Below are 15,037 nucleotides of genomic sequence, written 5' to 3' on the forward strand. Positions count from 1 at the left end.
GGTGTCCATCAGCACCGACGACCGGGGCGAGACCCTCCTCGAGATCCTCATCGCCACGGTGATCCTCGGGATCACGGCGGTGGCGGTCCTGAGCGGTCTCATGACCACGGTCACGGTCTCGGACACGCACCGCAAGCAGGCCACTGCCGGCGCCGCGGTCAAGGACTACGCCGAGAGCCTCAGCCGCCACGTCGCGGCCAGCGACGCCCACTACGCGGAGTGTGCAGCTGCCGGGGCCTCGTCCCCCTACCAGCCGGTCTCCGTGGGCTACGCCGCCCCGGCCGGCTACTCGGCGAGCGTGTCCGCGGTCCAGTACTGGAACCCGACGAGCCGGACGTTCACCGCCGGCTGCTCCTCGGCCGGCATGGAGCGGGTGACCCTCCAGGTCTCCAGCAGCGACGGGAGAGCCACCGAGCGGCTGGTCATCGTGGTCCGCAAGGCGTGCGGGGCCGGTTCGGCATGCTGAGGACGAGGCGGGACGCCGAAGCGGGCTTCACGCTCGTCGAGCTGCTGATGGCGATCGTCCTCCTCGGCATCGTCGCCGTGCCCCTGGCGAACGTCGTCATCGGCTACTTCAAGACCACCGGCGTCACGGCCGCCCGGATGAACGAGTCGCACGACGCGCAGATCGCCGCGGCCTACTTCGCGCAGGACGTCCAGGCGGTCGGGGTGCGCGACTACGGCGCCTTCGGTACCCGCGCTGCCCCCTTCTCCCTCAAGCGGTCGGTGCAGACGAACGTCGCCGCGACCGGCGGTGACTTCCCCTGCGGGGTCGCCGGCACGCCCGACGCCGTCCTGCGGCTGGCCTGGGACGTCTTCCCGTCGGCCGGGGCGGCCACCCCGACCGGCCAGACGCGGGTCTCCTACGTCGTGGAGGGCACGGAGCTGCACCGGATCGTCTGCACGACCTCGGCCGCCCCCGTGTCGGACACGGTCGTCGCGCACAACCTCGTCGACCCCGCCACGGCCGCCGCGCTCGGCGTCGACCAGTGGGCCCTGAGCTGCGCCGACCCCGCCGGTACGCCGCTCGCCTCGTGCGAGGGAGCGGGCAGCGCCGTGCCCAGCACCATCACCCTGACGTTCACCGTCCGTGACCCCAACAGCCGGCCGGGCACCACCTACGCCGTCACCCTGACCGGCCACCGGAGGCAGTCGTGACCACCCCCCGGCGGCGCCGACCCGCCGTCTCCGACGACTCGGGGGCCACGCTCGTGCTGGCCCTCGTCATCGTCACCGCCGTCGCCGTCCTGGTCAGCGGGTTGCTGACCTTCGCCGACACGAGCGTGCGCGCGACGGTCGGCCTCCGTGACCAGGCCGCGGCCGCCGCCACGGCGGACGGAGCGGCGCAGGCGGCGATCAACGAGCTGCGGACGAGCGGCAGCAACAACGCCACCACCGCCGCCCAGTGCTTCCAGGCAGCCGACGGCGCCTGGTCCGAGGCCAGCCGCGTCTTCTCCGACCTCGTGCCCGGCAGCACGGGCAAGCCGGCCAACTCGGCGCGCGTCGAGTGCAGCATCGACAAGTCGACCGGCGCGTCCGGCGACCTCGTCCCGATCACCGCCGCCAACAGGCCCGGCAACGCCATCCTGACGCTGAGCACCAACCCGGCCGAGGTCGGCCTGCAGGTGCAGGCGAACAGCACCTCGATCCCCTTCAGCGTCAAGGGCGGGATCATCTCGAACTCGAGCATCGCCGTGACCAACGGGTCGCTCCAGACGACGACCTACGCCTACGGCGGCACCACCTGCACCGGCACCATCGTCAGCAACCCGCCGGTGCAGTGCCCCCGCGGCGGCCTCCCGGGCGACCCGAACTACGCGCCCGACACCACGACCGTCCCCACGTACCGCACGGTGCCGACCAACGTGGCGAGCAACTGTCCCGGCAAGGTGGTCACCTTCCAGCCCGGCTACTACGACGACGCCTACGCGCTGTCCGACCTCATGAGCGGCAACGGCGCGTGCAAGGACAGCGTCTGGTGGTTCAAGCCCGGCGTGTACTACTTCGACTTCAAGAACGCCTCGGGGGCCGTCCCGGGCATGGGCGGGTCGACCGACGAGTGGTTGATCAGGGACGGCCAGCTCATCGCCGGTACGCCGGTCGACGCGGCCGGCTCCCCGATGACCACCCCCGTCAACCCGATGTCCGTCCCGGGGGCGTGTCAGAACCCCATCACCTCGACGTCCGCCCAGGGAGTGCAGTTCATCTTCGGCGGGGACAGCCGGTTGCGGGTGGCCAACGACGCCGACGTCGAGATCTGCGGCACCTACTCGGCCACCAAGCCCCCGCTGGCGGTGTACGGGGTGAAGTCGGGGTCCGCCACCCAGACCGTCGTCCCGGACGCGGTGGCCCAGACGGTGACCGCCACCGGGTACACCGTCCCGGGGGGCGACCTGAGGTCGGCACTCGCCACCACCGGGGGCACCGCCGTGTCCTGGACCGGGGCGAGGAACGACACCGGGACCCTGCAGCTGTCGAACCTCCTCCCGGCGCCGGCCATCCCGGCCGGCTCGATCCTCGACTCCGCGAGGCTCCGGATCGTGTACGGCGCCTCCGTGAAGGCGACGAGGACGGTGACCGTCACGCCGTCGTCCGGGGCGGCGGCCGGGACCCCCTTCGACGTCTCCCCGAGCGGCGCGGCCCTGCCCGCGGGGACGCAGACCGTGGACCTGACCGCGGGGCTGGCCGCCACGGTGCACTCGGGTGGCCTGACCGGTCTCGCCCTGTCCTACAAGTCCAGGCTCGGAGACCCCGGGACGGAGTCGATCGACGCCGTCTACCTGGACCTGACGTACACGCAGCCCGCCTTCCGGGCGCAGAGCGGGTGCATCGCCGCCGTCTACACCGGCGGGTCGGGCGGCCAGTGCGCGGTCATCTCGACGCCGGAGTCCTACTCCGGCCGCTTCTACATCCAGGGCACGACGTACACGCCGCTGGCGCCCATCGACATCGCGCTGAGCAACATCACCGAGCAGGTGCTGCGCTTCGGCGTGATCTCCCGTGTCCTCTGGCTCAAGGAGACCGGGTCGATCAGCTACTCGGGCCCGGTGATCGAGATCCCCGACGACTCGCCCGGATACGGGCCCGGCGGGACGGTCTTCTTCCTCACCGTCTTCGTGTGTCCCGAGGCGTCCACGTGCTCGACCGGCGGGGACCGGTCGATCGTCGCGCGTGTCTACGCCCACGACACCGCCGGCTCACCCACCGCAGCGGGGAACCACAGACAGATGATCGTCCAGAGCTGGGCCGTCATCCGCTGACGGGCTGCGGGGGGCCCGGTCCCACCCGTCCGGGTGAGACCGGGCCCCCGTCGCGTGGATCTGCTGCAGTCGAGGTCCCGGTCGGCCGACAGGAGCCGTGAGCCGCCGCACCCCGCGCCGGCCAGGAGGAAGGCGACGCAGTCGTGAACCCGTTCAAGCACGCCACGGTCCAGGGCATCGAGGTCGAGTTGCCGTCCGGTGCCGTCCGCCGGTACGAGGACCGCTTCGACCTGTCCCCCGCCGAGGACGGCGGCTGGGAGCTGGCGGCACACACCTTCACGTGGGAGCGCGACGGCGGCGGCTCCGTCGTCGTCCGCGAGACCGTGCGGGAGTGGGTCCTCGCCGACCCGGCCGACGCCGTCGCCGCGGTCGAGACCGAGCCGGCCGGCACCGAGCAGCGGGACGTCTCCGTCTTCCGGGCCTCGGGGCTGCTGCGCCTGGAGACCTACCTGCTCCTCGACGCCGCCGTCTGGGACCCGCTGTACCAGGGCTGGGACCCCGCCGAGGGCGTGGAGCTGCGCCGGGCCGGCTGATCCGCCCGCCGGGACGCGACCGGAGCCCCGCGCCACCACCGGGTGGCGCGGGGTTCCGGCACGTGCACGGTGGCCCGCTCCGTCAAGCTCCCTCGAGGTCAGGACGGGGGCCGGACGACCCGGTAGTTCAGCAGCACGATCCCGGAGGGGAAGGGCCGGCACTGGATCAACCGCAGCTTCGTGCTCGCGGTCATCGTGCCGAAGAAGGGCACGCCGTCCCCGAGGACGACGGGGACGACCGAGACGCCCAGCTCGTCGACGAGGCCGAGCTCCAGCAGCTGGGTGACCAGCCGCCCGCCACCGAAGACGCAGATGTCCTTCCCGGGGTCGATCCGGGACCGCACGGTGTCGATCAGCTCGGTCAGGTCGCCGGCGTACGCGCGCGTGTTCCGGCCGGTCGGCAGGTCGGCGTCGTGGGTGACCACCCAGGTCGGCACGGCACCGATCCCGGCGGTGCCCATCTCCCGGTACGTGTTCGCGCCGACGACGTAGGCCCCGGTGCGGGCCTCGGTCTCCGCGAAGCCGTAGTCCTCACCGGGGGCCATGGCGTCGTTGAGCCACGCGAGGTCCCCGGACCTCGACTGGATGAAGCCGTCCAGGCTGGCCGCCATCCCGGCGAAGACCGTCGCCATGCCGGACGAGCGTAGGCCGGGACGGCACGCGGCCCCGGGCGCTGCTCCGCCGCGCGCGACTGCTCAGACCGCCGTGTCGCCCTCCGCGGTGTACGGGCGGCCCGGCCAGTACGCCCACTCCTCGAAGTCCTCGACCCGGCCGTCGTCGGCGAAGCGCAGCACCCACAGGTCCCGGTACTCCTGGACCGGGTCGGTGTAGCGCACCTCCAGCCGGACCACCGCGTCCCGCCCCTCCACGGCGACCGGCTCGGCGGTCACCGTGAACGCCCGGCCCTCGTCCTCCCGCCAGAACGCCCGGATCGCCGCGTGGCCGACCTCAGACGGCTCGTAGGGGGAGCGCCGGTACCGGGCGTCGTCGGTGAACAGCCGGGCGACCCCGGCCACGTCCCCCTCCCGCCACGCGCGCTCGTACCCGGCCACCCACTGCATCACCCCGGCGCGGTCCACGCGGCCACGCTGCCACGTCCGCCGGGGCCGTCGGGGGTTCCCGCCGCCGTGCCGGTCGCGCGACGATCGCCGACTCCGGACCGCCGAGGAGGGGCGCCATGACCGACACCGCTGCCGTGACGAGGACCGGCTACGCCCCGGTCAACGGGCTGGAGATGTACGTCGAGGTCCACGGGCCCGCAGGGGAGCCGGCCGCCGGCCCGGTCCTCCTCCTGCACGGCGCGTACATGTCGGCCGGCGACCTCGGGCCGCTGGTGAGCGCCCTGGCCGCCACCCGCGAGGTCGTCGTCCCGGACCTGCAGGCGCACGGCCGGACGGCGGACGTCGACCGCCCGATCACCTACGAGGGCCTGGCTGACGACGCCGCGGCCCTGCTCGCCCACCTCGGCATCGAGCGCGCCGACGTCCTGGGCTTCAGCATGGGCGGCGCCGCGGCGCTGCAGGTGGCCGTCCGCCACCCGGGCGTGGTCCGGACGCTGGTCGTCGTGTCGGCGTCGCACTCCAGCGACGGGATGCAGCCGGAGCTGCTGGCGATGATCCCGACCATCACGCCGGAGGCGTTCGCCGGCACCCCGATGGAGGAGGGCTACCGGGCGCTCGCGCCCGACCCCGACCACTTCCCGGTCCTCGTCCGGAAGCTCAAGACGCTCGACGAGACTCCCTTCGACTGGCCCGCCGAGGACATCCGCGGGATCACCGCGCCCACCCTGGTCGTCGCCGGGGACGCCGACGCCGTCCGCGTCGAGTCCGCGGTCGAGCTCTTCCGCCTCCTCGGCGGCGGCGCGATGGGCGACCTGGCCGGCCTCCCGCGGGCGCGCCTGGCGATCCTGCCGGGGACCACCCACTTCATGCCGCCGGGCAGCGGCGTCCTCGACCGCCTGGACTGGCTCCTCCCGATGGTCGTCGCCCTGTTCGACGAGCCGCCGGGAGGGCCGGCCTGAGCCCGGCCCGGTCAGTCGTCGACGAGGACGACCTCGTACTGGTCCGCGGTGGGCGGCAGTCCGGTGTCGAAGTGCGTGTTCACGACGGCGAGCCGGCCGTCGTACCGGATGGCGGTCGCCGGGATCCGGAAGAGGTCGCTGGTGACGACGTCCCGGACCGACCCTGACGTCAGGTCCCCGCTCAGCCGCACCTCGGTCACCTGGCCGAGAGGGTTCTCCTCGGTGCTGCCCTGCACTGCCCACAGCCGCCGGCCCTGCACCTCGATGCCGTCGACCCCGGGCACGGTCACCCCCGCGACCGGGGCGCTGTCGCCGGTCGCCGGGTCCACCGTGTACAGCTCGCCGTTGGCCGAGTGGGCGACGACGAGCGTCCTGCCACCCCGGACGGCGGCGATGCCGTTGAGGTTGAACTCGCCGCTCGTGTCCGCCGCCGGTCCCCGCAGGGGCAGTGTGCGGAACCCGCCCGGGTTCCCGTGGTGGTCGATCGGCACGTGGTACAGGACCCCGTGCCTGCTGTCGGTGAACCACGCGCCCGTCCGGGTGACGACGACGTCATTGACCAGCGTGGTGGGGATCGTGGCGTCCATGGGGGACGGCGGCGCGAACCGGTACTCCGCGACCGTCTTCCCGGTGTGCAGGTCGTACACGTACGCCTGGCCGGTGAAGCCCCCCGCCACGTAGAGCAGGCCGTGTCGGAGGTCGGTGTCCATGCCGACCGCCCACCGACCCTCCGGAGCGTCGATGAACAGCTCGGCGGTCCCCGCCTCCAGGTCGCCGCGGAAGACGTCGCCGGCGAACAGGTCGCCCGCGTAGAACGTGTCACCCCCGCCCGCCGCGATGCCCTCGGCCGAGGTCGCGCCCGGCAGGACGATCACCTCCGGCCAGGACGCCGCCGCGGACGGGACGGTCGTGACGGTCAGGGCGACCACGCCGGTCACCAGCACCGCCGCTCGCAGGTGGCCGGTCGTCCTCCGCGTCGTCGGCACGGCTGCCTCCGGTGGGCGTCGTCGGTCGGGCGGTCGTCCGTCCACGGTGGCCCGCCCGCCGCGTGCGGGACAGGGCCCAACGCCCCGGTACCGGGCCGCGGTCGGGCGACCGCGGACGGCGGCAGGGGCAGGAGACCCCGACCGCCGTGGCGCCGCTCAGTCGTCGACCGACCGGCGGTGGCTCGGGCTGTCCGGGGCCAGGAGCGAGTGCTTCCGCCCGTAGGCGAAGTAGACGACCAGCCCGATGAGCAGCCAGACCCCGAAGCGGGCCCAGGTCTCCCATGGCAGCTGCCAGATGAGGAACAGCGACGCGAGCACCCCGAACGCCGGGACGACGGGCATGAGCGGCAACCGGAACGGCCGCGGCGTGTCCGGCCGCGTGTAGCGGAACAGGATGACGGCGACGCAGACCACGATGAACGCCGACAGGATGCCGATGTTCGTCAGGTCCGCGACGGCGCGGATCGGGAAGACGCCGGCCAGCACGGCCGCCCCCGCGCCGGCGATCCAGGTGACCCGTTGCGGCGTACCGGTGCGGTCGACCTTCGCGAACCACGGCGGGAGCAGCCCGTCCCGGCTCATCGAGAACCACACGCGGGTGACGCCGAGCAGGAAGGTCAGCATCACGGTCAGGATGGACAGCACGGCGAAGACGGAGATGAGACTGGCGACCACCGGCAGGCCCACGCTCTCGAAGGCCGAGGCGAAGCCGGCGGTCGGGTCGATGTCCCGGTAGTCCTGCATCCCGGTGAGCACCAGCGTCGCGGCGACGTAGAGCACCATCGCGATGACCAGCGACAGGATGATCGCCTTCGGCATGTGCCGCGTGCCGTCCTCGGCCTCCTCGGCGGCGGTGCTCATGGCGTCGTAGCCGAAGACGGCGAAGAAGACGGTGGCCGCGCCGGTGAGCACCGGGCCGAAGCCGGACGGCAGGAAGGGGTCGTAGTTCCCCGCCTCGACGTAGAAGACGCCCAGCCCGATGATGCCGAGGATCAGCAGGATCTTGATCCCCACGGCCACCAGCTCGAACCGGCCGAAGGTCCTCGTGCCGCGGCTGAGGATGAACGTCACCAGCAGGCAGATCAGGACCGCGGGGACGTTGACGACGCCGCCCTCCTCGGCGGAGGCGGTGAGCGACGTCGGCAGGGCGAGCCCGAGGTTGTCGAGCAGTTCCCCGAGGTAGCCGGAGATGCCGATCGCCACGACGGCGACGATGGCGATGTACTCCAGGAGCAGGTCCCAGCCGATGAACCACCCGATGACCTCGCCGAGGGCCACGTAGCCGTAGGTGTAGGCGGACCCGGCCCGCGGGATCATGCCGGCGAACTCGGCGTAGGACAGCGCCGCTGCCGCGGAGGCCAGGCCCGCGATCAGGAAGGCGACGAGCACGGCCGGCCCGACGGGCTCGTTGTCGGCGTCGCCGGCGGCCACGAGCCCCGCGAGGGAGAAGATCCCGACGCCGATGATGCCGCCGACCCCGATCGCGGTCAGCTGCCACAGCCCGAGGCTGCGGGTGAGCCGGCCGCCCGCGCTGTGCTCCTCGAGGTCCTCCATCCGGTCGACCGGCATGCGCCGCCAGATCGAGTGCCCGTCACCGGTCATGGGTCCCCCTTCGTCGGCGCACCGAGGGTCCCGCTGCGGCACCGGTCGCGCAGAGCGGAGCGCGAGCCCTTGTCGGCGGGGACCGCCGGCGAGCACCGTGACGGGGAGCGACGCGGGAGGCGCGATGCCGAAGCGACTGGTCGTGTGCTGCGACGGCACCTGGAACACCCCGGACCAGGTGGCCGAGGGCCGGCCGTGCCCGACCAACGTCACCAAGCTCGCCCTGGAGGTCGCCCCGGCCGGCGACGACGGGCTGCGGCAGTGCGTCTACTACCTGCGCGGCGTCGGCACCGCCCGCGGCGAGCGGTACCGCGGCGGCGCGTTCGGCGTGGGGCTGTCCCGCGCCGTCAAGGACGCCTACCGGACGATCGTCGACAACTACGACCCCGGCGACGAGCTGTGGTTCTTCGGGTTCAGCCGCGGCGCGTTCACCGCCCGCAGCACCGCCGGCTTCGTCCGCACCGCCGGGGTGCTGGAGCGCCGCCACGCCGGCCGGCTCGACGAGGCCTACGAGCTGTACCGGTGCCGGGAGGCCCATCCCCGCGGCACCGAGGCCGAGCTGTTCCGGCGTTCCTACTCGCACGAGCCCGACGTCCACTTCATCGGCGTCTGGGACACCGTGGGCGCGCTCGGGCTGCCGGTGCGCGGGCTCGGCTTCGTCAACCGGCGGTGGGCGTTCCACGACACGACGCTGAGCTCGAAGGTGCGCAACGCCTTCCAGGCGCTGGCCGTGGACGAGACCCGCCGCGCCTTCCGGCCCACGCTGTGGGAGCCGCGCGAGGGCGACGCCCGCCCGGAGGGCCAGCGGCTGGAGCAGGTCTGGTTCTCCGGCGTGCACTGCGGCGTCGGCGGCGGCTACCGCGACACCTCGCTGTCCGACGTCGCGCTGCTGTGGATGGTGGACCGGGCCCGCGAGTGCGGCCTGGCGTTCCACCGCGACGCCTTCGCGCCGCCCCCGCCCGGCGGGGCCCCGGACGACAACCGGCCGCGTCCGGTGCCCGACCCGCTCGGCGAGCTGCGCGACTCCCGCACCGGCCTCTACCGGCTGCTGCCGCGGTACCACCGGGCGATCGGCGTGGGCCACCCGCGCACCGAGAGCCTGGCCTCGACCGCCGTCCGCCGGTACCTGCAGGACGAGCGCTACCGCCCGCCCGGCGTCGCCGCGTTCCTCGCCCGCGGCGGCCCGCGCACCGAGGTCGACGCCGGCCGGCGCTCAGCGGGCGGCGGACGCCCGCTGCCACTCCCGCGGACTCATCCCGAAGGCCTCGCGGAACCGGCGGGCGAAGTGGCTGGGGTCGGCGAAGCCGCAGGCGCGGGCGGTCGCGGCGATGGACCGCTGCCGCCCGGCGGGTGAGACCAGCCGGGCCCGCGCCGCCTCCAGCCGCCGGGCGATGACCTCCTGCTCGAGGCTGGCGCCGGCCGCGGCGAAGGCCTTGTAGAGCTGCCGGACCGAGACGCCGTGCGCCCGGGCGACGGCGGCCGGGGTGAGGCCCGGGTCGGTGAGGTGCCGGGCGACGTACGCCCGCACCCGGGTCACCAGCGTGTCCTCGCGCACCGGCGGGCCGTGCCGGTCGTCGCCGGCGGCGGACACCACGAGCGCGCGGACCAGCTCGACCGTGGCCGTCCCGAGCGCGGCGGCCCCGGGGTCGGCCGACAGCGCCGCGGCGTCGTCGGCGATCCGCTGCAGGTGCGCGCGCACCAGCCCGTGCAGCGCGCTGGCCCGCAGCCGCGGCGCCGCCCGGCGGACGACCTCGACCGGCAGGCCGAGCCGGTCGAGGGGGACCAGCAGCGCGCGGGACCCGCCACCGGTCGCGCAGGCGAACCCGTAGGGCGCGGTCATGTCCACCAGCATCAGGTCCCCGCCCTCGACCAGCTGCTCGTGGCCCAGCTGGTCGAACTCGCCGCGGCCGCGGTGCTGGAAGGCCAGCGCCACCAGCGGGACGTCGTCGCGGGCGACGTGCCGCCGCGTGCGCACCATGCGGAAGCGGGTCGCGTCGGTGGCCAGCAGCACCGCCGTCCCGTACGGGAACGCGTGCACGCGCGCCTGCACCTCCGCGGGGTCCTCGCGGTGCTCGACGCGGCAGGCCGCCGACGCCTCCTGCACGGCGACGCGGAAGGCCTCGGCGCGGTCGGCGCGGGGGAGCGGGGTGGTGTCGAAGAGCAGCATCGCGCCGTCCCTGGGCGTCGGCAGCGGACGTCCCCCGTGGACGCCGAGCCTGGCAGAGCCGGGCCGCTCCCGGAACCCGCACGGATGCAGGCAGGGACCGCAGCCGTGCACGCAGGGACCGTTCGCCGGCCGGGTCCGCTGCCAGGCTCGCGCTGACCGGCCACCACCCCGAGGGAGCGACCGTGACCACGCCACCGGCACCTCGCACCGCACCGAGCACCACCGCACAGGGCACCACCGCACAGGGCACCACCGCACCGGACACCGTCGTCCTGATCCACGGCTTCTGGGTGACCCCGCGCAGCTGGGAGAACTGGAGGACGCACTACGAGCAGCGCGGCTTCCGTGTGCTCACCCCGACCTACCCCGGCTTCGAGGGCGAGGTGGAGGCGCTCACCGCCGACCCGACGCCGATCGCCGAGGTCACGCTGCCGGCGATCGTCGAGCACCTGTCCGCGCTGGTCCGCGGGCTGGACCGCCCGCCGGTGCTCATGGGCCACTCCGCCGGCGGGACGCTCGTGCAGCTGCTGCTCGACCGCGGCCTGGGCGCGGTCGGCGTGGTGTTCAACTCCGCGCCGACCGAGGGCGTGAAGGTGGTGCCGCTGTCGCAGCTGCGCTCCACCTGGACGGTGCTCAGGAACCCCGCCAACCGGCACCGCGCCGTCGGGCTGACCGAGGAGCAGTGGCACTACGCCTTCGCGAACACGTTCCCCGAGGACGAGTCGCGGGCGCTGTACCGGCGGTACCACATCCCGGCGTCGGGCCGGATCCTGTGGAGCTCCGTGCTGGCCAACCTCATGCCCGGCCCGCAGGACGCGCACGTCGACTACGGCAACGAGGCGCGGCCGCCGCTGCTGTTCGTCTCCGGCGGCGAGGACCACCTCATGCCGCCGTCGGTGCAGCGGTCGAACGCGGCGCACTACCGCGCCGACACGGTGACCGAGGTGCGCGAGTACCCCGGTTACCCCCACCTGCTGCCCGCCTCGCCGGGCTGGGAAGCGATCGCCGACGAGTCCCTCGACTGGGCGCTCGCGCACGCGACGGGACCGCGTCGGCAGGTCGCCGGCGCGCAGTGACGCGCACCCGGGGTGCCCGCCGACGTCCGACCCGTTCCTGCTGGCCAGAGGCGGCTCCGGCGGCGATCATGGCGTGATGACGGTCACCGCGATGCCGGCACGGGCCCGCTGGGTGTGGGACGCACGCGACCGGACCCGCGCGGTCCGCGTCTCCGCGCACCCGGCGCAGGGCCTGGTCAACCTGAGCATCTGGCGGGACGACGCGTGCGTCGGCACCGTCAAGCTCCGGCCCGACGAGGTGGCCGGCCTGGTGTCCGGGCTGACCGAGGGCCTCGCCGAGCTCGCGGTGACGCCGCCGCCCGCCCCGGCGGCCCCGGCTCCGGTCACCGACCTGGAGACGCGGCTGGCCGCCGTCGAGTCGCGGCTCGAGGCGCCGCGTCCGACCGCGGCCGGACGCCTGCGCACCCTCGCCGCGCGGGTGGCTGAGCGCCTGCCCGGGCGCGGCTGACGGGTGTCCCTGACCTGCACCTGCTTCCTCGTGCGGGACGACGAGGCGGCGGGGACGGCCGCCCGGCCCGGTGGACCCGGGGACCCGTTCCTGACGGTCGACCTGCCCGGGCCGGAGCCGGTCGTGGTGCTGGCGACGCCCGAGGAGCTGCTCACCGACCGGCCGGCCGACGACGCGGTGCTGGACGCCGCGGCCGCGGAGGTCGGGCGGGGGAGCGCCGGGGCGGTGTTCCGGGTCTCCGCACCGCTCACGAGGGCACTCGCCGACGCTCCCGAGGCCCGGCTGCACCAGGTGGCCCCGCAGTGGGCGCGGACGGAGGAACTCGCCGGCAGCGACCCGGAGGACCTGGTCGACGGGCTGCGTCTCCTCGCCGGCCTGGCACGCGAGGCCGGCGCCCGCGGGGCCGGCGTCCACTGCCGGCTCGAGGCCTGATCCCGGCGCCGTCCGTACATTCGAGGGGGTGACCGTCACCCCCGGCGTCTCCGTCGCCCTCGGCACCCGCTTCGCCACCGCCCTGCCGGAGATGGCGGTGCCGTGGCAGGCCGTGGAGACGCCCGACCCGCGGCTGCTGGTGCTCAACGAGCCGCTGGCCGCGGAGCTCGGCCTGGACCCCGAGGCGCTGCGCGGTCCCGCGGGCGTCGGGCTGCTCACCGGCACCGTCGTGCCCGAGGGCGCCCGGCCGGTGGCGCAGGCCTACGCCGGCCACCAGTTCGGCTACTACAACCCGCGGCTGGGCGACGGCCGGGCGCTGCTGCTGGGCGAGCTCCCCGGCGCCGACGGCCGGCCGGTCGACCTGCACCTCAAGGGCTCGGGCGCCACGCCGTTCTCCCGCGGCGGCGACGGGCTGGCCGCCGTCGGGCCGATGCTGCGCGAGTACGTCGTCAGCGAGGCGATGCACGCCCTCGGCATCCCCACCACCCGCGCGCTCGCCGTCGTCGCCACCGGGCGGCCGGTGCGCCGGGAGACCCTGCTGCCCGGCGCCGTCCTCGCCCGGGTGGCCGCCAGCCACCTGCGGGTCGGCAGCGCGCAGTACGCCCGCGCCACCGGCGACGACGACCTGCTGCGCCGGCTCGCCGACGAGGCGATCGACCGCCACCATCCGGCCGCGGCCGACGCCGGCAACCGGTACCTCGCGCTGTACGAGGCCGTCGTCGCCGTCCAGGCGGACCTGGTGGCGCGCTGGGCGCTCGTCGGCTTCGTGCACGGCGTGATGAACACCGACAACGTGACGCTGTCCGGCGAGACCGTCGACTACGGGCCGTGCGCGTTCCTCGAGGCCTACGACCCCGACACCTGGTTCAGCTCGGTGGACGAGGGCGGGCGCTACCGGTACGGCAACCAGCCGCTCGCCGCCGAGTGGGACCTCGCCCGGCTGGCCGAGGCGCTGCTGCCGCTGTTCGCCGACGAGCAGGAGCAGGCGGTCGCGCTGGCCGTCGAGGCGCTCGGCGGCTTCCGCCCGCGGTACGAGGCGGCGCTGCTGGCCGGCTGGCGGGCCAAGCTCGGCCTGCCCGCCGGGCTGGACGACGAGGTCGCCCGGTCCCTGGTCGACGGCTGGCTGGCGCTGCTGCAGGCGAACCGGGTCGACCTGACCTCCTCGGTGCGGACGCTGTCGGCGGCCGCGCGCGGCGACGCCGAGCCGGTCCGCGAGCTGGTCCTCGACCTGGCCGGGATCGACGCCTGGCTCGGGCGGTGGCGGGCGCTGGCACCCGACGCGGACGCCATGGACCGGGTCAACCCCGTGTACGTCCCGCGCAACCACCTGGTCGAGGAGGCGCTGGCCGCGGCCACCGCCGGCGACCTCGGCCCGGTGGAGCGGCTGGTCGAGGTGGTCCGGCGCCCGTTCGACGAGCGGCCCGGGCTGGAGCGCTACGCCGCGCCCGGCCCCGAGGGCCCGTTCGTCACGTTCTGCGGCACCTGACCGCGCAGGTCGAGCTCCCGGCGCCGGCAGCGGGCCGCCGAGGTCGCGCATCGTCGCGGCGTCCCCGCGCAGCGCCAGGTACGGGTCGACGTCGCCGACGGCGACCGGGCGGATCCCCGTCCCCGGCCGTGAGCACCCCGGCATCCTCCCGTCCCTTGTCCCACCGGGCGCGGCGGGTCGATGCTGCGGCATGGCGTCCAAGAAGCGGTCCGGCCCCTCCGTCGAGGAGGCACCCAGATCCACCCGCAAGGTCGACCCCGCGTACTACGAGAAGGAGATGGCCCGCCTCCAGATCGAGCTGGTCAAGCAGCAGGAGTACATCCGCGCGACGGGCCTGCGGGTCGTCGTCCTGTTCGAGGGCCGCGACGCCGCCGGCAAGGGCGGCGCGATCCAGCGCATCACCGAGTCGGTCAACCCGCGGGCCACCCGGGTGGTGGCCCTGCCGGCGCCGACCGAGCGCGAGCGCGGGCAGTGGTACTTCCAGCGCTACGTGGAGCACCTGCCCACCCGCGGCGAGATGGTCCTGTTCGACCGGTCCTGGTACAACCGCGCGGGCGTCGAGCGGGTCATGGGCTTCTGCACCGACCACGAGTACGAGGAGTTCCTGCGCTCCTGCCCCGAGTTCGAGCGGATGCTCGTCCGCAGCGGGATCACCGTGCTCAAGTACTGGTTCTCGGTGAGCGACACCGAGCAGGAGAAGCGGTTCCAGGCGCGGCTGCGCGACCCGGCCAAGCGCTGGAAGCTCAGCCCGATGGACCTCGAGGCGCGCAACCGCTGGGTCGACTTCTCCAAGGCCAAGGACGCCATGTTCGCGGCCACGGACATCCCCGAGGCGCCGTGGTGGGTGGTCGAGGCCGACGTGAAGACGCGCGCCCGCCTCAACGTCATCAGCCACCTGCTCGGCCAGGTGCCCTACGAGGACCTCACCCCCGAGCCGCCGGTGCTGCCGCCGCGGCCGCCGAACGACGAGGAGTACGTGCGCCCGCTCATCGACACCCAGCGCTTCGTCCCCGACGTCGTCCCCTGA

Annotated in this window: 15 protein-coding genes and 1 pseudogene; 11 read left to right on the forward strand and 5 right to left on the reverse strand. The window is 74.5% G+C overall.

Annotated features, from left to right (window positions below):
* Window position 1 precedes the first annotated feature (1 nt).
* From ACI79L_RS09100 to ACI79L_RS09115, 4 genes are all read left to right on the forward strand, one after another.
* Entirely contained in the window at window positions 2-466 is a 465-nt protein-coding gene (locus ACI79L_RS09100; protein WP_456936473.1) for a type IV pilus modification PilV family protein, read from the forward strand.
* Window positions 460-1,158 carry a PulJ/GspJ family protein gene (locus ACI79L_RS09105; protein WP_456936474.1) on the forward strand — a complete coding sequence of 233 codons (699 nt, stop codon included), beginning with the start codon at window positions 460-462 and terminating at the stop codon, window positions 1,156-1,158. Before ACI79L_RS09100 ends, ACI79L_RS09105 begins: the two co-directional genes overlap by 7 nt.
* Window positions 1,155-3,260, forward strand: a complete 2,106-nt coding sequence (locus ACI79L_RS09110; RefSeq protein WP_456936475.1) for a hypothetical protein — start codon at window positions 1,155-1,157, stop codon at window positions 3,258-3,260. Before ACI79L_RS09105 ends, ACI79L_RS09110 begins: the two co-directional genes overlap by 4 nt.
* Window positions 3,261-3,403: 143 nt before the next feature.
* Complete coding sequence (locus tag ACI79L_RS09115; protein ID WP_456936476.1) at window positions 3,404-3,793, forward strand: hypothetical protein; 390 nt, start codon at window positions 3,404-3,406, stop codon at window positions 3,791-3,793.
* 98 nt (window positions 3,794-3,891) lie between these two features.
* Here ACI79L_RS09115 and ACI79L_RS09120 read toward each other — a convergent pair whose 3' ends face one another.
* Together ACI79L_RS09120 and ACI79L_RS09125 are read right to left on the reverse strand one after the other, a co-directional pair.
* Entirely contained in the window at window positions 3,892-4,425 is a 534-nt protein-coding gene (locus tag ACI79L_RS09120; RefSeq protein WP_456936477.1) for a dihydrofolate reductase family protein, read from the reverse strand.
* Window positions 4,426-4,488: 63 nt separating this feature from the next.
* Window positions 4,489-4,872, reverse strand: coding sequence for a YybH family protein (locus ACI79L_RS09125; protein WP_456936478.1), 384 nt, complete (start codon window positions 4,870-4,872; stop codon window positions 4,489-4,491).
* A 98-nt stretch (window positions 4,873-4,970) separates the two neighbouring features.
* On the opposite strand from ACI79L_RS09125, the gene ACI79L_RS09130 reads away from it, so the two are divergent.
* Window positions 4,971-5,813, forward strand: a complete 843-nt coding sequence (locus ACI79L_RS09130; protein ID WP_456936479.1) for an alpha/beta fold hydrolase — start codon at window positions 4,971-4,973, stop codon at window positions 5,811-5,813.
* An 11-nt stretch (window positions 5,814-5,824) separates the two neighbouring features.
* Here the strand turns inward: ACI79L_RS09130 and ACI79L_RS09135 are convergent, their stop codons facing one another.
* Both ACI79L_RS09135 and ACI79L_RS09140 read right to left on the reverse strand, forming a co-directional pair.
* Window positions 5,825-6,799, reverse strand: coding sequence for a hypothetical protein (locus ACI79L_RS09135; RefSeq protein ID WP_456936480.1), 975 nt, complete (start codon window positions 6,797-6,799; stop codon window positions 5,825-5,827).
* A 156-nt stretch (window positions 6,800-6,955) separates the two neighbouring features.
* Window positions 6,956-8,401, reverse strand: a complete 1,446-nt coding sequence (locus tag ACI79L_RS09140; RefSeq protein ID WP_456936481.1) for an amino acid permease — start codon at window positions 8,399-8,401, stop codon at window positions 6,956-6,958.
* Between the two features lie 124 nt (window positions 8,402-8,525).
* Between ACI79L_RS09140 and ACI79L_RS09145 the strand changes: the two genes are divergently transcribed.
* The gene (locus ACI79L_RS09145) at window positions 8,526-9,755 is read left to right on the forward strand and encodes a DUF2235 domain-containing protein (RefSeq protein WP_456936482.1); all 1,230 of its coding nucleotides are present in this window, start codon (window positions 8,526-8,528) and stop codon (window positions 9,753-9,755) included.
* Here the strand turns inward: ACI79L_RS09145 and ACI79L_RS09150 are convergent.
* A pseudogene (locus ACI79L_RS09150) lies at window positions 9,681-10,568 on the reverse strand (AraC-like ligand-binding domain-containing protein); the annotation flags it as partial. The gene ACI79L_RS09145 and the pseudogene ACI79L_RS09150 sit on opposite strands and share 75 nt — an antisense overlap.
* Before the next feature lie 182 nt (window positions 10,569-10,750).
* On the opposite strand from ACI79L_RS09150, the gene ACI79L_RS09155 reads away from it, so the two are divergent.
* The 5 genes from ACI79L_RS09155 (at window position 10,751) to ppk2 (ending at window position 15,037) form a co-directional block, all read left to right on the forward strand.
* Entirely contained in the window at window positions 10,751-11,644 is an 894-nt protein-coding gene (locus tag ACI79L_RS09155) for an alpha/beta hydrolase (RefSeq protein ID WP_456936483.1), read from the forward strand.
* Window positions 11,645-11,720: 76 nt separating this feature from the next.
* On the forward strand, window positions 11,721-12,092 hold the full coding sequence (locus tag ACI79L_RS09160) for a hypothetical protein (protein WP_456936484.1): 372 nt from the start codon (window positions 11,721-11,723) through the stop codon (window positions 12,090-12,092).
* Window positions 12,093-12,095: 3 nt separating this feature from the next.
* On the forward strand, window positions 12,096-12,524 hold the full coding sequence (locus tag ACI79L_RS09165) for a hypothetical protein (protein WP_456936485.1): 429 nt from the start codon (window positions 12,096-12,098) through the stop codon (window positions 12,522-12,524).
* A 28-nt stretch (window positions 12,525-12,552) separates the two neighbouring features.
* On the forward strand, window positions 12,553-14,010 hold the full coding sequence (locus ACI79L_RS09170; RefSeq protein ID WP_456936486.1) for a protein adenylyltransferase SelO: 1,458 nt from the start codon (window positions 12,553-12,555) through the stop codon (window positions 14,008-14,010).
* A 190-nt stretch (window positions 14,011-14,200) separates the two neighbouring features.
* Window positions 14,201-15,037: a polyphosphate kinase 2 gene (ppk2, locus tag ACI79L_RS09175; protein WP_456936487.1), complete on the forward strand. Its 837-nt coding sequence runs from the start codon at window positions 14,201-14,203 to the stop codon at window positions 15,035-15,037.

Source organism: Geodermatophilus sp. SYSU D00684 (assembly GCF_054050455.1).